Below are 21545 nucleotides of genomic sequence, written 5' to 3' on the forward strand. Positions count from 1 at the left end.
GGCGGGCGGCGGCGGGCGCGCGGCCGCGTCAGCGGGCCGACCAGCCGCCGTCCATCGTGTAGCTCGAGCCCGTCACCATGGCGGCGGCCGGCGACGCCAGCCACAGCACGAGCGCGGCCACCTCCTCGGGCTCCACGAGCCGCTTGATCGCGCTCTCGGTGAGCATCACCCGCGCCAGCACCTCCGACTCCGCGAACCCGTGCGCCGCGGCCTGCTGCGCGATCTGCTTCTCCACGAGCGAGGTGCGCACGTAGCCGGGGCTCACGCAGTTGCTCGTCACCCCGTGCGGGGCCGCCTCGAGCGCCGTCACCTTCGAGAGCCCCTCGAGCCCGTGCTTCGCCGCCACGTACGCGCTCTTGAAGGCAGACGCCCGCAGCCCGTGCACCGACGAGACGTTCACGATCCGCCCCCACCCGCGCCGGTACATCCCGGGAAGGGCCGCCCGCACGAGCAGGAACGGCGCCTCGAGCATCACGGTGAGGATCTGCCGGAACCACTCCGGCTCGAACTCCTCGATGGGCGCCACGTGCTGGATGCCGGCGTTGTTGACGAGCACGTCGACGCCTTCCAGCATGGGCTGCAGCGAGTCGTCGGTGAGGGCGGCGGCATCGGCGAGGTCGATCGTCCACGCCTCCCCGCCGACCGAGGCGGCGAGGGCCTCGGCGCGCGGGCCGTCGCGATCGGCGACGACCACGAAGGCCCCCTCCGCCGCGAAGGCCCGCACCACGGCCTCACCGATGCCGCTCGCGCCACCGGTCACGAGGGCGCGCCTGCCCCGGAGCGCCAGGGTCCGCTCCGGAGCACTCATCGCCGAGCGCCGCGCAGGCCGAAGCGCTCGGCATCCGCCTCGTCGACCGCCCGGAGCGAGGCTCCGCGGGTCTCCTTGAGCGTGAGCACCGTCACGGCCGTGATGGCGCACGCCAGCACGATGTAGAGCGCCACCGGCACCCACGAGTCGAACCGCTGCAGCAGAGCGGATGCGATGATCGGCGCGAGCGATCCGGCCACGATCGAGGTCACCTGGTAGCCCAGCGAGACACCCGAGTAGCGCATGCGGGTGGGGAACATCTCGGCCATGATGGCGGGCTGCCCCGCGTACATCAGGGCGTGGAAGCACAGCCCGATGGTGATCGCGACGACGATGAGCACGGGGTTCAGCGTGTCGAAAAGCGGGAAGGCGAAGAACGCCCAGGTCGCGCCGAGCGCGGCTCCGGCGAAGTACACGGGCTTCCGGCCCACCCGATCCGCGAGCCGCCCCACCTGCGGGATGACCGCGAAGTGCACGGCGTGCGCGATGAGGAGCGCGAGCAGGAGCGAGCTCGTGTCGTATTCGTGCACCGTCACGAGGTAGACGATCGAGAAGCTCACGATGATGTAGTAGAGGATGTTCTCGGCGAACCGCAGCCCCATCGCCTTCAGCACGCCCTTCGGGTAGCGCTTCACGACCTCGAACACGCCGTAGCTCGCGGCCTTCTCCGACTCCACGAGGGCTTTGGCCTCGAGGAAGATCGGGGCCTCGTTGACGTGGGTGCGGATGTAGTAGCCCACGAGCACGATGAGCGCCGACAGCCAGAACGCGATGCGCCAGCCCCAGCCGAGGAACTGGTCGTCGGGCAGCACGGTCGAGAGCACGAGCAGCACGAGCGTGGCGAGCAGGTTGCCCACGGGCACGGCGGCCTGCGGCCAGCTCGACCAGAAGGCGCGCGAGCTGTTCGGGCTCTGCTCGGCCACCAGCAGCACAGCGCCGCCCCACTCGCCGCCGAGCGCGAAGCCCTGGATGAAGCGCAGCGCCACGAGGAGCGCGGGCGCCCAGTAGCCGATGGTGTCGAAGCCCGGCAGGCAGCCGATGAGGAAGGTCGCGACGCCGATCAGGATGATCGTGACCTGCAGCGTGTGCTTCCGCCCGAGCCGGTCGCCGATCTGGCCGAACACGATGCCGCCGAGGGGCCGCGCGATGAAGCCGACCGCGTAGGTGAGGAACGCCGCGATGATGCCGTCGAGCTGGCTGCCCGCGTTCGGGAAGAACACGGCGCCGAAGACGAGGCTCGCGGCGGTGGCGTAGAGGAAGAACTCGTACCACTCCACGACGGTGCCCACCATCGAGGCGGCCACCACCTTCTTCAGGCCGGAGGGCGCTCGTTCGGTGCGGACGGGATCGGTGACGGTCATGTGGTCTCCTCAGTGGTCGTCGTTGACTGCTGACGAGTATTCGTGCAGATCGGAGCCTCGACAATGACCAGTTCGGAACACCCGCTGTGCATAATTGCAGACATGTCCGTCGATCCGCATGATCTGCTCGTGCTGCGCGCCGTCGCCCGCACCGGACGCTTCACCGGCGCCGCCGACGAGCTGGCCCTCAACCACACCACGGTCTCCCGCCGCATCCAGTCGCTCGAGCGCGCCCTCGGTGGCCGCGTGCTCTCGCGCGCCGCCGGCGGGTGGGAGCCGACCGAGCTCGGCCGTCGCGCCCTGCGCGCCGCCGACGGGGTCTCCGAGGCGCTCGACGGCCTCGCGGCCGAGGTCTCCGGGGCCGACCTGCGACCGAAGCTCGCCGGAGTCGTGCGGCTCTCGGCGACCGACGGCTACAGCGCCCTCGTCGCCGCGCCGGCGGTGGCCGACCTGCAGCGCGAGCATCCGGAGCTGCAGGTCGAGATCGTCACGGTCACCCGCCGGGCGCTGCAGCAGCGTTCGGGCCTCGACATCGAGGTGGTGGTGGGGCGCCCGCAGGTCCACCGCGCCGAGGCGGTGCTGCTCGGCGAGTACGTGCTCGGCATGTACGCCTCCGAGCGGTACCTGGCCGAGCACGGCGCTCCGCAGACGCGCGACGAGCTGGTGGCGCATCCGCTCGTCTACTTCATCGACTCGATGCTGCAGGTCGACGACCTCGACGCCCCGCGCCGCCTCGTGCCCGGCATGCGCGACTCGCTCACGTCCACCAACGTCTTCGTGCACGTGGAGGCCACGCGCGCCGGTGCCGGCATCGGCTTCCTGCCCTGCTTCGTGGCCGACCGGCATCCGGATCTCGTGCGCGTGCTGCCCGAGGAGATCGCCGAGGTGCTGCCCTACTGGATGGTGCTCCGGCCCGACTCGCTCGACCGCCCGGCGGTGGCGGCGGTGGTGGCGGCCCTCCGCGACCGCACGGCGGCGATGGCGGATGCGCTCCGCGGCGATCGGCGTGCCGAAAGACTCTGACCGCCGGATGCGCGTCGCAGCACGCGGAGAGACGGCAGGCCAGCGGGTGGTCGGGATTCAGCGAGCCAGGATGAGGTCGAGCACCTCGCGCGTCGTCGCGGCCTCCACGGTGGGTGGCGCCGCGGCATCACCGCGCTCGCTCCACACCGTCCCGTGCCCCACCCACGCGGTGCGGAGCCCCGCCGCACGCCCTCCGGCCACGTCGTTCACGGGATCGTCGCCCACCATCCAGGTGTCGGCCGGATCCCCGCCGGCGCGCTCGAGGGCGATCCGGAAGATGCGCTCGTCGGGCTTCTTCACCCCCACGCCCTCCGAGATCACGGTGTCCACCATGCGCCGGTCGATCCCCGTGCGGCGCAGCTTCCGGCCCTGCTGCTCGACCGGCCCGTTCGAGAGGATCGCGAGCCGCACCCCGTCATCGGCCAGCACGTCGAGGTGCTCGGCGAGGCCGTCGTAGACCTCCACGAAGTCGACGTGCTCGTAGAGCAGCCGGTCGATCATCCGCTTCACGGCCGAGGGCCCGGCGTCGAGGCCGAACCGCTCGAGCACGCGGGCGGCGAGCTGCGGGCGCGGCGTGTGCCCGTTGCGGTCCTCCGCCACGATGAAGGCGGCCTCGTCCTCCCGCCCGTGCTCGGCGGCGAACAGCTCGGCCCAGCGCGCGAAGGCGCCCGCGCGATCGACGAGCGTGTTGTCGAGGTCGAGCAGCAGCAGGGGCGGCGGGCGCCCGGTCATCCGGCGGTGCTGAACTCGCGGGCCGGCGGGTGGTCGCCGTGCCTGTGCACGAGCAGCCACTCGCCCGCGGCGTCGCGGCGGTAGATGTGCGTCACCCGGATGACGATCTCGCGCGGCTCGCCGCCGTCGATCCGCACGACCCCGCGTTCGAGCCCGACCGTGTAGCCGAGGTCGCCGCCCGCGTGCACGGCGTCGTAGCTCGGCTCGAGGGGGCCGCCGCTGAAGCGCGTGCCCACCCAGTCGAGGGTGGCGTCGATGGCGTCGTGCCCGCGTTCGAGCGTGCCGAACGCGCCGTAGAGCGTGGTGTCGGCATCCGGGGCCCAGCAGGCACGGAACGGCTCCGGATCGCCCTCGCCCATCGCCGCGAGGGCCCGGCCCACGCGATCGACCGCCGCCTGGAACGCGGGATCGACCCCGCTCGAGACCTGCTCACCCACGACTTCTCCCTCCGCCGCCGACAGCCTAGCGCCAGGCGGGGGCGGCGCCTCAGCCTGCGACGGCCGTCTGCCCGAGGTGCTGGGCGAGCGAGTCGAGCGCGCTCTCCCAGCCGTCCTGGATGAACTCGTCGCCGCTCATGCCGTCGTAGCCGCGCAGGTCGAAGGTCAGGCGGCTGAGCTCGCCGAGGTCCGCGATCGTGACGGTCACGAGCAGGGCGTCGTCCGGATCGGCGTCCGGCTCGCCCCAGGTGAAGACGAGGCGCTCGGGCGCCGAGACCTCGCGATAGACGCCGCCCGTCGGGTGCTCCTCGCCGCTGGTGTCGTCGACCATCGTGTAGGCGTAGTGCCCGCCGGGGCGCACGTCCATCGAGACCGACTCGAGCGGGGTGTGCAGGCCCGACGGATGCCACCACTCGGCCGCCTGCGCAGGCTCGGTCCACGCCCGCCAGATCTGGTCGGGGGTGGCGTCGAACTCGCGGGTCAGGGTGAAGCCCTTGTCGATGTCGATCATCGTCGATCCTCCTTCGTCGGCGCCGATCCCGGATGCCGTCGAAGGCGGGGGCGCACCTCCTGTCTACTCCCGTCGCCGGGGCAGCGGGCCGGAGGCGGCCCAGGGCGAGCCGGTAGGCTGTGGCGCGATGTCTCCCCGCACCGTCTTCCGCACCGTCTCGATCGCCGAGGCGATCACCTGGACCGCCCTCATCGCCGCCATGATCGCGCGCTACGCGTTCTCGGCCGAGGTCCCGTTCTTCTTCGCCATCGGCCTCGCGCACGGGGTGGTCTTCATCGCCTTCGTGGCCGCGTGCGTCGTGGTGGGCCTCAACCAGCGCTGGCGGTGGTGGGTGATCGTGGTCGCCGCGGCCACCGCGATCCCGCCCTACGGCACGGTCGTGACCGACGTCGTGCTCGAGCGCCGAGGGCGTCTGGCGGGCGGATGGCGGCTGCAGGCGACGGATGATCCGCGCGACGCGCATCCGATCGACCGGCTGCTGCGCTGGTTCCTCAACCGGCCCTGGCTGTTCGTGGTGGTGCTCGTGGTCGTCGTGGCCCTCCTCACGACCGTGGCGCTCGTGGCCGGGCCTCCCGCGGGCTGAGCGTGAGCACCGGCGACGACGAGCGCGGAGCGAGCCTGCGGAACCTCCGGCTCGTGCCCGCCCGCAAGCTCCCGAAGCTGCCGCCCCGGGGCGAGCGCTGGGCCGGGCTGCTGCGGCCGGCGACGTTCGTGGCGCTCGGCGTCGCGGCGGTGCTCGTGGCGGTGGTGTGGATCGGGGTCTCGACCGCGCGCACGGGGGTGCCGACGACGCTCGAGGGCGTGACCGCCGAGGTCACCGACGAGGTCGACACGCTGCTCGCGCTCCTGCCGGGCGAGGTCACGACGGTCTCGGACGACTCGGTGGTGCAGGAGTGCCCCGACGGCTCGCCCGAGGAGCAGTTCGCGCTCGCACGCACGGCGAGCGCCACCGGGATCGCGTCGGCCGAGGACTGGGCGCGGGAGGTGCGCACCGCCTACGAGGAGCGCGGCTGGAGCGTCACCGCCCAGGGCATCGGCGGCGGGGGTGTGCGGCTGTCGCTCGTGGGCACGAACCTCGTGCCGCTGAAGGTCTCGGCCCGCCCTCTCGACGGCGGGCTCCGGATCGGGCTCTCGAGCGAGTCGCGGTGCACGGGCGCCGAGCGCTGAGCGACGGACACAGCGCCACGCCGAGCGCGGCTCAGGCCGAGGCGCGGCCGCCCAGTTGCCGGAGGCGGTCGTCGATCGCGTGCGTGAAGGCGGCGGCCCAGATGCGGTAGCCGCGGTCGTTGGGGTGGAAGAGGTCGCCCGCGAACTGCGTGCTCACGCCCCAGAGCCCCTGCCGCTCTGTGAGGCGGTGGAGCGGCACCACGCGGAGTCCTCGTGCGGAGGCCGCCTCGCGGAGCATCCGGTTCGCCACGAGCACTTTCCGCTCGGCGGGCAGGAAGTAGAAGCTCGGCAGGTCGGCCACGATGGCGTGCTCGGGCAGCGCGTCGAGGATCGTGGCGATCTCGGTGCGGAAGTGCTCGGGGTCGAAGTCGGCCATGTCGTTGGCGCCGATGCACACGGTGAGCACGTCGGGCTCGAGCTTCGCGAGCCGCGGGAGCTCCTTCTCGATGGCTTCGCGGAGCCGCGCCCCCGAGATGCCGAGGTTGACCACGCGCACGGTGCGCCCGGAGCGCTCCCGCAGGTGCTTCGCCAGGAAGCCGACGTAGCCCTGGGCCGGCCGGCTCGCTCCGATGCCCTGGGCCGCCGAGTCGCCGACGGCCACGTAGAGAAGCTCGCCCTTCTTCGCGGCCTGCTCCCGCCAGTAGAGGGAGTGCACGGGGATCGCATCGGAGAGCACACCCCTCCAGTGGTGCTGGCGACGTGCGAGGTAGCGCACCCAGGCGGCGATGCCGGCCGCCGCGGCGCCGGTCGCGACGACGGATGCGACGAGGGTGCGGCGTCGCACGCTACGCACCTCCGTGGAAGGCGGTGAGGGCGGCGGCGAGCGCGGCGAGGTCGTCGACGTGGGCGAGCTCGCGGGCGGAGTGCATCGAGAGCAGCGGCGGGCCCACGTCGACCACGCGGATGCCGAGGCGGGTGGCGGTGAGTGGACCGATCGTCGATCCGCAGGGCACGGTGTTGTTCGAGACGAACTCCTGCACCGGCACACCGGCCGCCGCCGACACCCGGTGCCAGAGCGCGGCGCCGTGCGCATCCGTGGCGTAGCGCTGGTTGGCGTTGATCTTGAGCAGCGGGCCGCCGCCGGCCACGGGCCGGTTCGCGGGGTCGTGGCGCTCGGGGTAGTTGGGGTGCACGGCGTGGCCGGCGTCGGAGGAGACGCACCACGAGGCGGCGAGGGCGCGGGCGTGCAGCTCGGCGGCGGCTGCGCGGTCAGCGGCATGGTCCGCGGCGTCGCCGGTGGCGAGGCCGGCGGTGATGCGGGCGAGCACGTCGGCGAGGAACGGGCCGCTCGCGCCCGAGCGAGACTCGGAGCCGAGCTCCTCGTGGTCGAAGGCGGCCAGCACCGGGATGTGCGCCCCGGACCCGTCCGTGCCCTCGGACGTCGCCAGCAGGGCGACGAGTCCGGCGTGCACCGAGGTGAGGTTGTCCATCCGGCCCGCTGCGAAGAGCGCGTCGTCGAGGCCGAAGCGGGCGGGGGCCGCGGTGTCGACCGTGAGCAGGTCGTAGCCGGCCACGTCGGCACCGCTGCCCAGACCGGCACGGCGGGCGAGGATGTCGACGAGGTCGGCCTGGGACACGTCGCCCACGCCGAACACGGGCGCGGTGTGGCGCTGGCGGTCGAGGGTGAGGCCGTTGTTGACCTCGCGGTCGAGGTGCACGGCGAGCTGCGGGATGCGCAGGAACGGTCCGGTGCGCACGAGGTGCTCGCGGCCGTCGCGGTCGACGAGGCGGCCGGCGAGCTCGAGCTCGCGGTCGAGCCACGAGTTCAGCAGCGGTCCGCCGTAGACCTCGACGCCCGCCTGCAGCCAGCCGTTCGACCCGATGGTGGGGCGCGGCTTGAGCTTGAAGCCGGGGGAGTCGGTGTGCGCGCCGATGATGCGGAACGGGCTGCCGGGCGCGGCGCCCTCCGGGACCGTCCAGGCGATCACGGCACCATCGCGCCGCACGTGGTGGAGGCCGGGTCGTGCGGTCCAGGCATCCGTCTCCCGCAGCTCCTCGGAGCCGGCGGCCTCGAGCCGCCGGGAGACCTCGGCGACCGCGTGGTACGACGAGGGGGAGGCCTGGATGAAGGCGGCGAGATCGGCGACGTGGGCGGCGGTGTCGGGCATCCCTCCATCCAACCACCCCGTGCTGCCACGGCGGCCCCGCGGTGGGTTCGGTGTCGGGGGCTGCCGGTAGCCTTCTGGGGATCGAAGGAGTCGCATGATCCTCACGGGCGGCACGGTTCTCTACAGCGCCACCGACCTCACGGCCGCGGCGTCGTGCGAGTTCGCCCTCGTGCGGCGGCTCGACGCCAAGCTCGGCCGGGTCGCGCCGCCGCCCGAGAGCACCGACGAGATGCTCGAGCGCACCGCGCGGCTGGGTGATGCGCACGAGCTGCGCACGCTCGAGCGGTTCCGTGCCGAGTTCGGACCGTTCGTGCCCGGATCCTCGGTGCCGGGGTCCTCGGTGCCCGGCTCCTCAGTGCCCGGATCCGCGCGGGGAGTTGCCGAGATCGACAGGCCCGAGCGCACCACGCCCGAGGCCCTCGCCGCCCAGCAGCAGGTCACCCTCGAGGCGCTACGGGCGGGTGCCGACGTGGTGTTCCAGGGCACCTTCTTCGACGGCCGGTTCCTCGGCTTCGCCGACTTCCTCGTGAAGGCGGGGCAGGCATCCGCCGGGCCGGTCTACGAGGTCTACGACACGAAGCTCGCACGGCACGCGAAGATCACGGCGCTGCTGCAGCTGGCCGCCTACGCCGATCAGCTCGAGCTGCTCGGCGTGCCCACGGGGCCGGAGGTGCACCTGCTGCTCGGCGACGGATCGCGCTCGACCCACCAGCTCCGCGACATCCTGCCGGTCTACCGGGATCGGCGCGAACGCCTCGAGGCGCTCCTCGACGACAGGTCGCGCGAGGGGGTCGAGGCGGTCGCCTGGGGAGACGAGCGGTACACGGCGTGCGGTCGCTGCGACGTCTGCGCGCCCGAGGTGGAGGCGCACGACGACGTGCTGCTCGTCGCCGGGCTCCGCCTCGGCCAGCGCGAGAAGCTCCGCGCCGCGGGGCTGCCCACGCTCACGGCGCTCGCCTCCTCCACCGGGCCCGTCCCGGGCCTCGCCGACACCACGCTGGCGGGGATCCGCGACCAGGCGGCCATGCAGGTGCAGGGCCGCTCGGGCCTCGCCTACCGCGTGTTCGATCCCGCGGCCCTCGGAGCGCTCCCGCCTCCCGATCCGGCCGACATCTTCTTCGACTTCGAGGGCGATCCGCTCTATACGGAGAACGCGGGGCCGGACTGGGGTCTCGACTACCTCTTCGGGGTCATCGAGCACGCGGCGCCGGATGCCTCGCGGGGGTCTGCCGGTGCCGCTGCGCTCGGCCTGCCGCACCCGGGCGGGATCGATCCCCGCACGGTGTTCCGCCCCTTCTGGGCGCACGACCACGCCGAGGAGCGGGAGGCGCTCCGGGCCTTCCTCGACTACCTCACGGAGCGTCTGCACGCGCATCCGGGCCTGCACGTCTACCACTACGCCGACTACGAGCGCGCCCACCTGCAGTCGCTCTGCGCGCGCCACGGCGTGGGCGACGAGCAGCTCGACGAGCTGCTGCGGCGAGGCGTGCTGGTCGACCTCTACCCGGTCGTCAAGAAGAGCCTCCGGGTGAGCACGCGCTCCTACAGCCTCAAGAAGCTCGAGCCGCTCTACATGGGCGACCTCCTCCGCGACAGCGGTGTCACGAACGCGGCCGACTCCATCACGGCCTACGCCCGCTGGGCCGAGCTCCGCGACGAGGGCGAGGCTGAGGCGGCCGCGACCCTTCTCGGCGAGATCGCCGACTACAACGAGTACGACTGCGTCTCCACCCTGCGGCTCCGTGACTGGCTGCTCGACCGGGCGGCGGAGAACGGACTCGGCCCGTCGACGGCGGCGCCCGCCCCGCAGCTCGACACGCTGGAGATCGACGCCGGGCGCGGCCCGGGCGGCCCGGGCGGCAGCACCGGGAACGACGGCACCGGGAACGACGGCACCGACGGCACCGACGGTGCTGACGGCTTCACCTTCACGGCGAGCCCGGTGCACGAGGCGCTCACCACCTTCCTCGGCCGCGTCGACGCTGGGGAGGAGCCCGCCATCGACGGCGACGACCGAACGGCGATCGCCCTGGCTGCCGCAGCGATCGACTACCACCGCCGCGAGGACAAGTCGTTCTGGTGGGAGCACTACGGCCGTCTGGAGCGGCCGCTCGAGGAGTGGTCCGACACGCGAGACGTGCTCGAGGTCACGCACGCCCGCATCGACCGCGAGTGGTATCGCTCGGGCCGGCAGAAGGCCGACCGCCGCGAGATCCGTCTGCGCGGCGTGCTCGCCCCCGGCAGTCGGCTCGAGGCGGGCGCGTCCGGCCGGTTCTTCGTCTACGACCCGCCGCATCCGTGGCCGGATCCGCGCTCCCGCGCGACCGATCGCCTCGCCCACGCGCGCACCACCCTCGATGAGGTGCGGGAGCTCGAGAACGGCCTCACCCAGTTCGTCTTCACCGAGGCCCTCAAGGTGGGCGACCTGCCCTACGACGCCGTCCCGATCGCCGTCGCCCCCGCAGCCCCGCCCAAGACCGACTCCCTGCAGGCGGCCATCGCGGAGTGGGGCGCCACCCTGGCAGCCGCCCTCCCGGAGTTCCCCGCCGACCCGGCCCTCGACATCCTCCGCCGCCGCCCGCCTCGCACCCTTTCCCCCGACGCCACCGGAGAGCCCGACACCACCGGCGAGCCCGCCACCACGGCGCCCATCGCGAGCACGCTGCGTCCCGTCGGCGACGGTCCCCGCGGCACCATCGACGCCATCCGCGACTCGCTGCTCGACCTCGACCACTCGTTCCTCGCTGTGCAGGGCCCGCCCGGCACGGGCAAGACCTACACGGGCGCCCGGGTCGTGGCCGACCTCGTGCGCGAGCACGGCTGGCGCGTGGGGGTCGTGGCGCAGTCGCACGCGGTGGTCGAGAACATGCTCGACGCGATCGTCGGTGCCGGGGTCGATCCGGCCGCGGTCGGCAAGTCGAGCGACTCACCGACCGCCCGCTTCACGGCGCTGTCGGGCCGGGATGCGCTCGGCCGCTTCCTCGCGCACGCCGAGCGGCACGACGTCGGTGCGGTCATCGGCGGCACCGCCTGGGACTTCACGAACACCGGCCGGGTGGGAAGGCGGAGCCTCGACCTCCTCGTGATCGACGAGGCCGGCCAGTTCTCGCTCGCCAACACGATCGCCGTGAGCGTCGCGGCCCGCAACCTGCTGCTTCTCGGCGACCCGCAGCAGCTGCCCCAGGTCACGCAGGGCACGCATCCCGAGCCGGTCGATACCTCGGCGCTCGGCTGGCTCACCGACGGGCACGACGTGCTGCCGCATCACCTCGGCTACTTCCTCGACGTCAGCTGGCGCATGCATCCGGAGGTCTGCGCCCCCGTGAGCGACCTGTCCTACGAGGGCGAGCTGCACTCGAAACTGCCCGCCACCACCGACCGGCGCCTCGAGGGAGTCGAGCCCGGCCTGCACCTCGAGCCCGTGCAGCACGCGGGCGATTCGACGGAGTCGCCGGACGAGGCCGCTCGCGTCGCGCAGATCGTGCGCGATCTCCTCGGGCTGACCTGGCACGACCCGGGGGAGGAGTCGCCCGGCCGGCCGATCGAGGCCTCGGACATCATCGTGGTGGCGCCTTACAACGCCCAGGTCGAACTCGTCAGGCGCACGCTCGCCGAGGCGGGACTGGACGGGGTCTCCGTGGGCACGGTCGACAAGTTCCAGGGCCGTGAGGCGGCGGTGGCGATCGTGACGCTCGCGGCCTCGTCGGCGGCGGAGGTGCCGAGAGGCATCGGCTTCCTGCTCATGAAGAACAGGTTGAACGTCGCCATCTCGCGGGCGAAGTGGGCGGCCTACCTGGTGTACTCACCGGCGCTCGTCGACCACCTGCCGGGGAACGCGGCGGAGCTCGCCACGCTCTCGGGGTTCCTCCGGCTCACGCGAGCGGTTCCCACCGACCGTGCACCTGTCGGTTGACCTGCCACGCGATCGGCTCGGCCGACACCCGGGCGCCGTCGATCCCCTGCTCGGCGATGAGGAACGCGGCCTCGTCGGTGTCGGCGGTGAACCGCACGGTCACGCGCGGCCGCCCGGAGACGATCGCGATGTCGGACGACTCCACCGTGGTGAAGTCGGCGATGGCCTGGGTGAGGGTGGGCAGCACGGTCTCGGGCTTGACGCCGAGCTCGAGCGTTCCGACGATCATGGTCACGCGGTACGAAGGCATGCCACCAGCGTAGGGGTCGATCGCCGCCGAGCGCTGGCGAAGCGCGTGGGCCAGCGCGGGCGCGGGAGCGGGCCGGTGGGCAGGCTCACTCGCGTGAGCTCCGGCAGCCCGGTGGGCTGGCCCAGTCGGGCGGGCAGGCTCGGGTGCGTGGACAGGCGCAGCTGTGTGGACTCCCGCAGCCGTGCGGGCTCCCGCGGCAGGGTGTGCGCGCGCAGTACGGTGGGCAGATGAAGCCGGTCGTGTTCACCGAGGTCATCGACACCGCCGTCTCGGCGCGCCGAGCTTTCGACCGAGTGGTGCCCCGCGACGACGCCGAGCTCTTCACCGGCTACCTCGTGCTCCCCGCCGTCACCCGCGTCTCCGACCAGACCGGCCCCTGGACGACGCCGGGCTCCCGCCGCACCGTCCACCTCTCCGACGGCGGCACTTTCCGCGAGCACCTCCTCCGCCACACCCCACCCGCCGAGCCCTCCACCACCACCCCACCCGCCGAGCCATCCCCCACCACCCCGCCCCCCGAGCCCGACACCACCACCCCGTCCGCCGTGGGCGAGTTCGACTACCGCGTCACCGACTTCACCGGCGCCCTCGCCCACCTCGTCTCCGAGGCCAGGGCGAGCTGGCGCTACGAGCCCACGGCGACCGGCTCGCGCATCCGCTGGACCTACGAGTACGTCCCGCTGCCCCGCCGCCGCTTCGTGGTCGAGCGCCTCATCGGGCCCATCTGGCGCCGCTACATGCGCCGCAGCCTCCTCGTCTGCGCCCGGGTCGCCGAGGGCGCATGACGGCGGTCCTCCTGACCGGATCCCGCGCCCCGGTCACGCTCGACCTGGCCCGCCGGTTCCACGACGCCGGCCGCTTCGTGGTGGTCGCCGATAGCCAGCCCGCCCTCACCTCCGCGTCACACGCGGTGGGTGCCGCCTACCGCGTGCCGTCGGCGCGCTTCGCCCCGTGGGAGTTCGCCCGCGCGGTGGCGGGCATCGCCGAGCGCCACGCCGTCGACCTCATCGTGCCCACGTGCGAGGAGGTCTTCCACCTCGCCGCCATGCGCGACACCGGGAGCGTGCCGGGCCTCGAGGGTCGCGTCTTCGCACCGCCGCTGCCCGTGCTGCGGCGGCTCCACGACAAGGCGCTCTTCGCCGCCCTCCTCGCCGAGCTCGGCATCCCGCATCCCGAGACCGCCGTGATCGACTCGGGCATCGGCTGGCGCCGGCTGGCGAGACGTCGCCAGGAGCGGCCCTCCGCTGCGGTCGTGGTGAAGCCCGCCTACTCCCGGTTCGGCGCGCTCACCCGACGCGTGCCCGAGGGCGCACCTCTGCCCGACGTGCCGGCCCCCACACCCGAGCACCCCTGGCTCGTGCAGGAGCACCTCGACGGCATCGAGTTCTGCGTGCACGCCGTGGCGGTCGACGGAGTCCTCACCGCGTTCTCGGCCTACCGCCCCGTCTGGCGCGCGGGCACCGGAGCCGGCGTCGCCTTCGAACGCCTCGACCACGACGGCTCCGCACCTCTCTCAGGCGCCGTGCAAGCGGCCGAGCGGTACGCCGAGCAGCTCGCGAGGCACCTCGACATCACCGGCCAGTTCGGGCTCGACCTCATCGCCACCGCATCCGGCGACCCCCACGTTCTCGAATGCAACCCGCGCGCGACCTCCGGCCTCCACCTCTTCACCGCCGAAGACGACCTCCCCGCCGCCTTCACCCCCGCCGCCACACCGCGGAACCCGACCCGCCCGAGCTCACCCTCCGCCCGGCTCGGGATCCCGCACGCCCTCTACGGCCCGGCGGGCATCCGCAGCGGCGCCGACCTCCGCCGCCACCTCCGTCAGCTCCGGTTCCCGGATGCGCTGCGCCCGCACCGCGACCGCCTCCCGATCGGCACCCTCCTCCGGTCGCTCGCCGTGCAGGCCACCACGGCCCGAGCCTCCGGCGGAAGCCTGCTGGCAGCCTCCACCCACGACATCGAGTGGAACGGCGAACCACTGCCGAACGACCCGGCCGACGGCCAGCAGGCAGCCGAGGGTGTCACCTCCTACCCCTCCGGATGGGCGTCCCGTCTCACGGAGGACACCCGGCGGACAGGCGGCACCGAGCACCTGGCACCCAACATCGCCGTGTGCTTCGAGACCGTCCAGGTGGCCGGTCTCACGCTCCCGCTCACGAGACCCCGCACGACGACGCCGAGCTCGCGCCCCCCGCAGAGCTACGTCGTCTCGCCCCGTTCCCACTTCATCCACTACGCCCGCGAGGAGCTCGGCGAGCTGAGATCCCCTGCGGTGCGCGCCCTCGCAGCCCGAGCGATCGACGCCCTCGACCTGCTCACCCGCACCGCCCACCTCGACGACATCGTGCTCGTGGGCAACGCCCTCGTCTCGACGAACCTGCAGCCCGACCTGCCCGAAGCGGCCGTCACCGCGCTCACCGCCGAGCTCACCGCCCGCCACCCGCGTCTCGCCCTCGGCTGGCGGAGCGTGCACGGTCGCGCAACCCGGTTGCCGGAGACCCTCCGCCGGGCGGGGTACCGCCTCATCCCCTCCCGCAGCGTGCTCTTCCTGCCGACGCGGGGCACGGAGTGGCAGAGCCTCCGCGACTCCCGCCGCGACCGTGCCCTCCTCGAGACCGAGGGCTACAGCCTCCGAGAGGCACCCCGAGACGCCACCGGAGCCTCCGACGAGACCACCCGGCGCCGCATCGCCGACCTGTACGACCTCCTCTACGTCGACAAGTACTCCGCGCTCAACCCCCGCTACACCCCGGAGTTCATCGCGATCGCCCAGCGGAGCGGCCTGCTCCGCTTCGTGCTGCTCGAGCGCGACGGGCGGATCGACGCCGCCTTCGGCTACACGACCGCCCACGGGCTGCTCGCCGCGCCCGTGGTGGGCTACGACACGGCCCTGCCCCAGGAGCTCGGGCTGTACCGCATGCTCACCTACGCCATCGCCCGCACCGCCCACGAGGCGGGCGTCGACCTCCACGCCTCGAGCGGTGTGGCCGACTTCAAGCGAAACCGCGGGGCGGACGCCGAACTCGAGTGCACGGCCGTCTTCACCCGCCACCTCCCGTGGCCGCGCCGCGCAGGCTGGGCGGTGCTCGACCTGGTCGTGCGCCGCATCGCCGTGCCGCTCGTGCAGCGCAACGGTCTCTGACAGCACCAAGGCCTCCGCCGATGGCAGAGGGCTCGAACACATGTGGCATGAAAGCCAGCGGCACAGCCTCTCTGGTAGCAGGAGCATGAGGCAGGTAGGCATGAGGGGTGAGTTCCGCGCCGTCCGATGCCTCCCGTCTGCTGGGGTCCCGCATCCGTGAAGAGCGCCAGCGCTTCGCCATCAACCAGATGGAGCTCGCCGACCTCGCGGGCCTGCACTTCACCAACCTCGGCAAGATCGAACGCGGCCAGGCGAACCCGTCGCTCCACACGATCCTCCGCATCGCCGGCGCGCTCGACCTGAACCCCGCGGTGCTGCTCGACGGCATGACGGCCGACATGCTGCCCGACCGGCCGCACAAGGTCACGGTGGCCGACCTCATCCGGGCCCGCGAGCAGGGCGACCAGCCCGTCTGAGACGCCGCGCTCTCAGAAGCTCACCCGCCAGAGGTACTCGTCGCCGTTCGGCCGGAACCAGCGGATGATGAGGATCGCCGACACCGGCAGCGTCGACCCCCGGATGCGCAGGGTCATCTCGTGCCCGGGCGCGAGGAGGAGGGGTGGTGTCGCCCGCATGAGGCCGCTGCCCAGAAGGCTGAACGACAGACCGCGGAGCGGCTCGTCGCTGATGTTGCGGAGGCCGTAGCGCTCGGGCGCCCCGCTGCGATCGAGCCGCAGCGGCACGGGATAGGCGTCGGATTCGGAGGACGGTGTGGGGGAGGAGTGGACCTGACTGCTTGCCATGCCCACAGTAGAAACCCCACCACCGACGATCAGGGCCCGAAAAGCCCCCTCCGGCCGTCCCCTGTGGACAACCCGTCCCGATCAGCCGGATGTGTCGGAGGAGTAGCGCTCGAGCGCCTCCGCGATCGGCCCGTCGAACACGAGCCTCCCGCCGTCGAGGTAGAGCCCGCGCGTGCAGAACCGCCGGAGGTCGCGTTCGTTGTGCGACACGAAGAAGAGGGTGCGCCCGCCGGCGAGCAGCTCCTCGATGCGCCGGTAGCACTTCTCCCGGAACCCCTTGTCGCCGACCGCGAGCACCTCGTCGACGAGGATGACGGGCTCCTCGAGCTGCGAGATCACGGAGAACGCGATGCGCACCCGCATGCCACTCGAGAGGTGCTTGTACGGGGTGTCGAGGAAGTCGCCGATCTCGGCGAACGAGATGATGTCGTCGAACCGCTCGTCGACCTCGCGCCGGGTCATGCCGTGCAGGCCCGCCGTGAGGTAGACGTTGTCGCGCACCGAGAGGTCCTCGACGAAACCGCCGGTGATCTCGATCAGCGGCGCCACGCCCTCGTGCACCCGCACACGGCCCTCGTCCGGCAGCACGACCTCGGCCACGAGCTTCAGCAGGGTCGACTTGCCCTGCCCGTTCCGGCCGATCACGCCGATGGCCTCCCCGGGCTGCACCGTGAAGCTCACGTCGCGGAGCGCCCAGAACTCGCCGGGGCGCGACCGGCGGGTGCTGCCGGCGAAGAGGTCCTTGAAGCTGCGTCGAGCGCGCTTGTTGCGCTTGAAGCGGATGCCGACGCGCTCCACCTCGATCACGGCCATCAGATCTCCTTCAGCACGGATCGCTCGGACCGCTTGAAGACCAGCAGCCCGATGGCCAGCAGCGCGACCGACATCGCGGCCCCGACCCCCACCTGGTACCAGTCGAGCTGGTCAGGGAAGAAACCGGCCCGGTAGAGCGAGAACACACCGCTCAGCGGATTGAACGCCGCGAGCGGCTGCAGCGCCTCGGGCAGGTCGTGGGTGCCGTAGATGATGGGGGAGGCGTAGAAGAGGAACCGCAGAGCGAGCTTGACCGCCCGCTCGAGGTCGCGGAAGAACACCACGAGCGGTGCCACGATGAGCGCGACCCCCACCGTGAGGGTGGCCTGCAGCAGGATGCCGAGCGGGAACAGCAGCAGCTCCCAGTCGACCGTGGCCCCCGCGACGATCGCGAAGGCGGCGAGCACGGGCAGGCTCGCCAGGAACTCGATCCCCTTCGAGAGCACGAGCCGGTTCACCCAGATCGTGCGGGGGATCTTGGTGGAGCGGATCAGCTTGGCCTCACGCAGGAACGCCCGCGTCGCATCCGAGACCGTGCCGTTGAACCACATCCAGGCCAGCAGCGCCGTGAGCAGGAACACGATGTAGGGCTCCGTGCCGACCGGCCGCCGGAACACCTGGGTGAAGACGAACCAGTAGATCCCCGCCATGACGAGCGGATCGAGGATCGACCACAGGTAGCCGAGTGCGGACGTGGAGTACCTGACGCGCAGGTCTCTCCGGGTGAGGAGGAGCAGCGAATGCCGGTAACGCGACCAGCGGCCACCCTTACGGGCCAAAGGCGCCCGTGCAGCAACGCTCACCTGTGCAAGCCCCTTCGTGATGGATCGAGGCTAACTCTGTCACACGAAGAGGTTCGCGCGCTCCAGGTCTTCTGCGAAGTCGACCTCGACGGCGTAGAGGTCCGAGATGTCGACGGGCTCGATGAGCAGACCGTCCTTCTCGATGGCGAGCTCGAGGCCGCGCTCGAAGTAGTCCTGGTCTCCCACACGCTGCAGGTGACGGATGAAGGAGGCCTTGTCGCGCGCCGAGATGTAGTTGATGCCGACCGCTTCGCCGAGTCCGCCGACGACGGTCTTGGAGAGCTCGTCGATGTAGCCCTCGGCCGTGGTCGTGTACTTGACCTCCTCGTCGGAGACCTTCGCGGTGTTCACCGTGACGAACGACTGGTCGCGGGCGATCATCGAGACCGCGCGGTCGAGCACGGCGGGGTCGAAGACCACGTCGCCGTTCATCCAGAGCACGCCGCCCGAGGTGGAGGCCTGCAGGGCGCGGAGGAGGCTCTTGGAGGTGTTCGTCTGGTCGTACTCCTCGTTGTAGACGAAGGATGCCTCGGGGAACGCCTCGATGATGTGCTCGAGCTTGTAGCCCACCACGATGGTGACCTTGGCGTTGGAGCCGAAGGCGTGGTGGATGTTGTCGAACTGCTGGCCCATGATCGTGCGGCCGTCGCTCAGCTCGGTGAGCGGCTTGGGGAGGGATCGGCCGAGCCGGCTGCCCATGCCCGCGGCAAGAATGACGACCTGCGTGGTCATGTTGACTCCTCTTCGTTCCACGAGATGTTCACCGGGTCGTTGCTGACCCGCGATTGCCTCGTTCGACTACTCACCGTACTATGACCCGAAAAATACCGGACGCAGAAGAGATGTATCGTGTCTCTTTCGTGATGCATGCCGCGGGGCGCAGTGCACGCGACAGAGGATTGATAGGTTTATCCGGTGAGCTCAGAGTCCGACACTCCACCAGCGCAGGGTGCCTCCAGCGGACCCCGCACTCCCAGGCGGACTCCGGCCAAGGCCTCCGCCTCGACGGCCAAGGCTGCGACGCCGCGGCAGCCGGCCGCCCGCAAGCCCGCGGCCCGCCCCGCGGCCAAACGGCCCGCCGTGAAGGTCGAAGACGTGAAGGTCGAAGACGTGAAGGTCGAAGACGGGTCGGCTGTCGACGAGATGGTCGTCGACGATCTGGTCGAGGCCGAGCTCGAGGCCTCCGCCGCCCAGAAGGCGGCTCCCGTCAAGAAGCCCGCCGCGCCCCGCAAGCCGGTGCAGCGCAAGACTCCCGTCAGGAAGCCGGCGGCCACCGCGGCGGACGAGACGGCCGCACCGGTCGCCACCCGCGCCCCGCGAACGCCGCGCACCCCCCGCACTCCGGCCAAGCCGCGCACGGCACCCGTCCTCCCGCCCTCGGTCGTCCGCGACCTCGATCCGTCGAAGATCGCGCTGTCGATCTCGGGCCTGTCGAAGAAGTTCGGCAGCACCACGGCGGTCGCCGGCGTCGACATCGACGTGCCGCAGGGCTCGTTCTACGGCATCGTCGGCCCCAACGGCGCGGGCAAGACCACCACGCTCTCGATGGTCACGGGCCTCCTGCGCCCCGACGGCGGCGTCGTCACGGTGCTCGAGCAGGACGTCTGGCGCGATCCCGCCGCCGCCAAGCGCCTCATCGGCGTGCTCCCGGACAGGCTCCGCCTCTTCGACCGCCTCACAGGCCGGCAGCTGCTGCACTACTCCGGTTCCCTCCGCGGCCTCGACTCCGCCACCGTGCGTCAGCGCAGCGAAGACCTCGCCACGGCCTTCGGGCTCGAGGATGCGCTCGGCCGGCTGGTCTCGGACTACTCGGCGGGCATGACCAAGAAGATCGCGCTGGCCTGTTCGATGATCCACTCGCCGCGGATCCTGGTGCTCGACGAGCCGTTCGAGTCCGTCGACCCCGTGTCGGCCGCCAACGTCGTCGAGATCCTCGAGAAGTACGTCACCGGCGGGGGCACCGTCGTGCTCTCCAGCCACAGCATGGACATGATCCAGCGGGTCTGCGACCGGGTCGCCATCATCGTCGAGGGGAAGGTGCTCGCCAAGGGCACCGTCGACGAGGTGCGGGAGGGCGGAACGCTCGAGCAGCGGTTCGTGGAGCTGGCCGGCGGCCGCAAGAGCCCTGAGGGGATGGAATGGCTGCTGAGTTCCTCCGACTGAGGCTGAGGCTTCTCGGCAACACGTTCAAGCGCAGCACCCCCGAGCTCACGGGCGTCGTGATCGGCACCGTGCTCGCCCTGGCGGTGACCGTGGCCGCCGTCGTGGCACTCGTGATGCTCCGCGACGCCTCCGCCGACCTCGCCCGCAACGCCGTCGTGCTCGGCGGCTCGGTCGTGGTCGCCATCTTCTGGTTCGCACCGCTGCTGCTCTCGCTCCGCGACGGCATGGACCCGCGCTCGTTCTCGTTGATGGGGCTGACGGCCGACCGCATCGCCCTCGGGCTCGCCGCGGTGGCCTTCGTGAGCCTCCCGGCGATCGTCGTCACCATCGTGTCGCTCGCCACCGCGGTCACCTGGTCCGCGTCCCCGGGCACCGCGCTGCTGGCGCTCCTCGCCGGCGTCGTGGCGGCCGTCACGTGCGTGCTGGGCGCTCGGCTCTCGCTCTCCCTCTCGGCCTTCGCATTCGCGACCCGCCGCGCCCGTGACCTCGGCGCTGCGGGGGCCGTGCTCGCGATCGTCGTGATCGTGCCCGGGCTCGTGCTGCTCGGGCTCACCGGCTGGGGCGCCGACGGCGGCGGGTTCTTCTCGACCCTCGAGGGCATCCTCGGCTGGACCCCGCTCGGCGCCGTCTGGGCCGTGCCCGCCGACGCCGCCGCCGGCCAAGGGGTCTCGGCCGTGCTCAAGCTCCTCATCGCGGTCGCGACCGTCGCCCTGCTGTGGCTGGCCTGGAAGGGCCTCGTCGCCCTGATGCTGGTCACCCCGGGTCGCGACGTCGAGGTGCGGGAGGCCTCGGGGCTCGGCTGGTTCGCCCGCACCCCCACGACCCCGCTCGGTGCCATCGCGGCCCGTTCGCTCACCTACTGGGGCCGCGATCCGCGCTACTACGCCCAGCTCGTGATCGTGCCCGTCGTCCCCCTGGTGGCCGTGATCGTGTTCGTCTTCGTCGGGCTCCCGATCGAGTACACCGCCCTCCTGCCCGTGCCGCTCATGTGCGTCTTCCTCGGCTGGGTCGTGCACAACGACGTGGCCTTCGACAACACCGCCGTCTGGCTGCACGTCGTGACCGGCCGCTTGGGCCTCGCCGACCGGATCGGGCGGATGATCCCGGTCGTGCTCATCGCGATCCCGCTGATCGGCATCGGCTCGTTCCTCAGCGTGCTCTTCGCCGACGAGCTCGACGCGCTGCCGGCCGTGCTCGGCACGAGCACGTGCCTCGTGCTCGTGGGGCTCGGCCTCGGCAGCCTCTTCTCGGCGCGCTTCCCGTATCCGGCCAGCCGGCCGGGCGACAGCGCGTTCTCGCAGCCGCAGGCGACCGGTGCCACGAGCGTGCTGGCCCAGGTGTTCTCCTTCTTCGGCACGGTGGCGCTGTCCACCCCGGCGATCGTGTTCGCCGTGCTGGGTGTCTTCGTCGATCCGGAGTACTACTGGCTGTCGCTCTGGACCGGGCTCGGCATCGGCGTGTTCGTGCTCGTGGTCGGCGTGGGCGGAGGCGCGGCGATCTTCAATCGCCGGGGTCCCGAGATCCTCGCCGCCGCCCTCCGCAACTGACGCACGGCCGGCCCGGCGCGG

At 72.0% G+C, this 21545-nt stretch carries 21 protein-coding genes; 9 read left to right on the forward strand and 12 right to left on the reverse strand.

Annotated features, from left to right (window positions below):
- Positions 1 to 28: 28 nt before the first annotated feature.
- Positions 29 to 808, reverse strand: coding sequence for a 3-hydroxybutyrate dehydrogenase (locus Q0D57_RS07960; protein WP_291040991.1), 780 nt, complete (start codon positions 806 to 808; stop codon positions 29 to 31).
- Entirely contained in the window at positions 805 to 2169 is a 1365-nt protein-coding gene (locus Q0D57_RS07965; RefSeq protein ID WP_291041011.1) for an MFS transporter, read from the reverse strand. Before Q0D57_RS07965 ends, Q0D57_RS07960 begins: the two co-directional genes overlap by 4 nt.
- A gap of 102 nt (positions 2170 to 2271) precedes the next feature.
- Here Q0D57_RS07965 and Q0D57_RS07970 point away from each other — a divergent pair, with 102 nt between their 5' ends.
- On the forward strand, positions 2272 to 3192 hold the full coding sequence (locus Q0D57_RS07970) for a LysR family transcriptional regulator (protein WP_291041014.1): 921 nt from the start codon (positions 2272 to 2274) through the stop codon (positions 3190 to 3192).
- Between the two features lie 57 nt (positions 3193 to 3249).
- Here the strand turns inward: Q0D57_RS07970 and Q0D57_RS07975 are convergent, their stop codons facing one another.
- The 3 genes from Q0D57_RS07975 to Q0D57_RS07985 are packed head-to-tail and all read right to left on the reverse strand — an operon-like array spanning position 3250 to position 4872.
- A complete protein-coding gene (locus Q0D57_RS07975) occupies positions 3250 to 3924 on the reverse strand; it encodes an HAD family hydrolase (protein ID WP_291041017.1) in 675 nt (224 codons plus the stop codon).
- A complete protein-coding gene (locus tag Q0D57_RS07980; protein WP_291041021.1) occupies positions 3921 to 4361 on the reverse strand; it encodes a DUF4440 domain-containing protein in 441 nt (146 codons plus the stop codon). Before Q0D57_RS07980 ends, Q0D57_RS07975 begins: the two co-directional genes overlap by 4 nt.
- A 49-nt stretch (positions 4362 to 4410) precedes the next feature.
- Entirely contained in the window at positions 4411 to 4872 is a 462-nt protein-coding gene (locus tag Q0D57_RS07985; protein ID WP_291041024.1) for an SRPBCC domain-containing protein, read from the reverse strand.
- A 127-nt stretch (positions 4873 to 4999) separates the two neighbouring features.
- Here Q0D57_RS07985 and Q0D57_RS07990 point away from each other — a divergent pair, with 127 nt between their 5' ends.
- Complete coding sequence (locus Q0D57_RS07990) at positions 5000 to 5455, forward strand: DUF3817 domain-containing protein (RefSeq protein ID WP_291041027.1); 456 nt, start codon at positions 5000 to 5002, stop codon at positions 5453 to 5455.
- A gap of 2 nt (positions 5456 to 5457) precedes the next feature.
- A complete protein-coding gene (locus Q0D57_RS07995; protein WP_291041032.1) occupies positions 5458 to 6039 on the forward strand; it encodes a hypothetical protein in 582 nt (193 codons plus the stop codon).
- Positions 6040 to 6070: 31 nt separating this feature from the next.
- Here the strand turns inward: Q0D57_RS07995 and Q0D57_RS08000 are convergent, their stop codons facing one another.
- Both Q0D57_RS08000 and Q0D57_RS08005 read right to left on the reverse strand, forming a co-directional pair.
- Positions 6071 to 6823 carry an SGNH/GDSL hydrolase family protein gene (locus Q0D57_RS08000; RefSeq protein ID WP_291041055.1) on the reverse strand — a complete coding sequence of 251 codons (753 nt, stop codon included), beginning with the start codon at positions 6821 to 6823 and terminating at the stop codon, positions 6071 to 6073.
- A 1-nt stretch (position 6824) separates the two neighbouring features.
- Positions 6825 to 8147, reverse strand: a complete 1323-nt coding sequence (locus tag Q0D57_RS08005; protein WP_291041058.1) for a M18 family aminopeptidase — start codon at positions 8145 to 8147, stop codon at positions 6825 to 6827.
- A 94-nt stretch (positions 8148 to 8241) separates the two neighbouring features.
- On the opposite strand from Q0D57_RS08005, the gene Q0D57_RS08010 reads away from it, so the two are divergent.
- Positions 8242 to 12060 (forward strand): TM0106 family RecB-like putative nuclease, encoded by a 3819-nt coding sequence (locus Q0D57_RS08010; protein WP_291041061.1) that lies wholly within the window; start codon positions 8242 to 8244, stop codon positions 12058 to 12060.
- On the opposite strand, the gene Q0D57_RS08015 is transcribed toward Q0D57_RS08010, so the two are convergent.
- Entirely contained in the window at positions 12020 to 12310 is a 291-nt protein-coding gene (locus Q0D57_RS08015) for a hypothetical protein (RefSeq protein WP_259527644.1), read from the reverse strand. The two genes, Q0D57_RS08010 and Q0D57_RS08015, sit on opposite strands and share 41 nt — an antisense overlap.
- A gap of 227 nt (positions 12311 to 12537) precedes the next feature.
- Between Q0D57_RS08015 and Q0D57_RS08020 the strand changes: the two genes are divergently transcribed.
- From Q0D57_RS08020 to Q0D57_RS08030, 3 genes are all read left to right on the forward strand, one after another.
- On the forward strand, positions 12538 to 13095 hold the full coding sequence (locus Q0D57_RS08020; protein WP_291041067.1) for an SRPBCC family protein: 558 nt from the start codon (positions 12538 to 12540) through the stop codon (positions 13093 to 13095).
- The gene (locus tag Q0D57_RS08025) at positions 13092 to 15455 is read left to right on the forward strand and encodes a GNAT family N-acetyltransferase (protein ID WP_291041070.1); all 2364 of its coding nucleotides are present in this window, start codon (positions 13092 to 13094) and stop codon (positions 15453 to 15455) included. The genes Q0D57_RS08020 and Q0D57_RS08025 overlap by 4 nt, the downstream gene beginning before the upstream one ends.
- Positions 15456 to 15562: 107 nt before the next feature.
- Positions 15563 to 15871 carry a helix-turn-helix transcriptional regulator gene (locus Q0D57_RS08030; protein ID WP_291041073.1) on the forward strand — a complete coding sequence of 103 codons (309 nt, stop codon included), beginning with the start codon at positions 15563 to 15565 and terminating at the stop codon, positions 15869 to 15871.
- 12 nt (positions 15872 to 15883) lie between these two features.
- Here Q0D57_RS08030 and Q0D57_RS08035 read toward each other — a convergent pair whose 3' ends face one another.
- From Q0D57_RS08035 to Q0D57_RS08050, 4 genes are all read right to left on the reverse strand, one after another.
- Positions 15884 to 16198 carry a hypothetical protein gene (locus Q0D57_RS08035; protein WP_291041076.1) on the reverse strand — a complete coding sequence of 105 codons (315 nt, stop codon included), beginning with the start codon at positions 16196 to 16198 and terminating at the stop codon, positions 15884 to 15886.
- A gap of 81 nt (positions 16199 to 16279) precedes the next feature.
- Positions 16280 to 17011 (reverse strand): ABC transporter ATP-binding protein, encoded by a 732-nt coding sequence (locus Q0D57_RS08040; protein WP_291041079.1) that lies wholly within the window; start codon positions 17009 to 17011, stop codon positions 16280 to 16282.
- Positions 17011 to 17790 carry an ABC transporter permease gene (locus tag Q0D57_RS08045; protein ID WP_291041081.1) on the reverse strand — a complete coding sequence of 260 codons (780 nt, stop codon included), beginning with the start codon at positions 17788 to 17790 and terminating at the stop codon, positions 17011 to 17013. Before Q0D57_RS08045 ends, Q0D57_RS08040 begins: the two co-directional genes overlap by 1 nt.
- Before the next feature lie 63 nt (positions 17791 to 17853).
- Positions 17854 to 18546 (reverse strand): phosphocholine cytidylyltransferase family protein, encoded by a 693-nt coding sequence (locus Q0D57_RS08050; protein ID WP_259527626.1) that lies wholly within the window; start codon positions 18544 to 18546, stop codon positions 17854 to 17856.
- Between the two features lie 183 nt (positions 18547 to 18729).
- Here Q0D57_RS08050 and Q0D57_RS08055 point away from each other — a divergent pair, with 183 nt between their 5' ends.
- Positions 18730 to 19977, forward strand: a complete 1248-nt coding sequence (locus Q0D57_RS08055) for an ABC transporter ATP-binding protein (protein WP_366518592.1) — start codon at positions 18730 to 18732, stop codon at positions 19975 to 19977.
- On the forward strand, positions 19953 to 21524 hold the full coding sequence (locus Q0D57_RS08060; protein WP_291041086.1) for an ABC transporter permease: 1572 nt from the start codon (positions 19953 to 19955) through the stop codon (positions 21522 to 21524). Before Q0D57_RS08055 ends, Q0D57_RS08060 begins: the two co-directional genes overlap by 25 nt.
- Positions 21525 to 21545 lie beyond the last annotated feature (21 nt).

Source organism: Herbiconiux sp., from assembly GCF_023264895.1.
Classification (GTDB): domain Bacteria; phylum Actinomycetota; class Actinomycetes; order Actinomycetales; family Microbacteriaceae; genus Herbiconiux.

What these genes read in the sequence shown, in the direction of transcription:
- Q0D57_RS07960 (WP_291040991.1), bottom strand. Translation starts at nt 808, where the DNA reads ATGAGTGCTCCGGAGCGGACCCTGGCGCTCCGGGGCAGGCGCGCCCTC.
- Q0D57_RS07965 (WP_291041011.1), bottom strand. Translation starts at nt 2,169, where the DNA reads ATGACCGTCACCGATCCCGTCCGCACCGAACGAGCGCCCTCCGGCCTG.
- Q0D57_RS07970 (WP_291041014.1), top strand. Translation starts at nt 2,272, where the DNA reads ATGTCCGTCGATCCGCATGATCTGCTCGTGCTGCGCGCCGTCGCCCGC.
- Q0D57_RS07975 (WP_291041017.1), bottom strand. Translation starts at nt 3,924, where the DNA reads ATGACCGGGCGCCCGCCGCCCCTGCTGCTGCTCGACCTCGACAACACG.
- Q0D57_RS07985 (WP_291041024.1), bottom strand. Translation starts at nt 4,872, where the DNA reads ATGATCGACATCGACAAGGGCTTCACCCTGACCCGCGAGTTCGACGCC.
- Q0D57_RS07990 (WP_291041027.1), top strand. Translation starts at nt 5,000, where the DNA reads ATGTCTCCCCGCACCGTCTTCCGCACCGTCTCGATCGCCGAGGCGATC.
- Q0D57_RS08005 (WP_291041058.1), bottom strand. Translation starts at nt 8,147, where the DNA reads ATGCCCGACACCGCCGCCCACGTCGCCGATCTCGCCGCCTTCATCCAG.
- Q0D57_RS08010 (WP_291041061.1), top strand. Translation starts at nt 8,242, where the DNA reads ATGATCCTCACGGGCGGCACGGTTCTCTACAGCGCCACCGACCTCACG.
- Q0D57_RS08015 (WP_259527644.1), bottom strand. Translation starts at nt 12,310, where the DNA reads ATGCCTTCGTACCGCGTGACCATGATCGTCGGAACGCTCGAGCTCGGC.
- Q0D57_RS08020 (WP_291041067.1), top strand. Translation starts at nt 12,538, where the DNA reads ATGAAGCCGGTCGTGTTCACCGAGGTCATCGACACCGCCGTCTCGGCG.
- Q0D57_RS08025 (WP_291041070.1), top strand. Translation starts at nt 13,092, where the DNA reads ATGACGGCGGTCCTCCTGACCGGATCCCGCGCCCCGGTCACGCTCGAC.
- Q0D57_RS08035 (WP_291041076.1), bottom strand. Translation starts at nt 16,198, where the DNA reads ATGGCAAGCAGTCAGGTCCACTCCTCCCCCACACCGTCCTCCGAATCC.
- Q0D57_RS08040 (WP_291041079.1), bottom strand. Translation starts at nt 17,011, where the DNA reads ATGGCCGTGATCGAGGTGGAGCGCGTCGGCATCCGCTTCAAGCGCAAC.
- Q0D57_RS08050 (WP_259527626.1), bottom strand. Translation starts at nt 18,546, where the DNA reads ATGACCACGCAGGTCGTCATTCTTGCCGCGGGCATGGGCAGCCGGCTC.
- Q0D57_RS08060 (WP_291041086.1), top strand. Translation starts at nt 19,953, where the DNA reads ATGGCTGCTGAGTTCCTCCGACTGAGGCTGAGGCTTCTCGGCAACACG.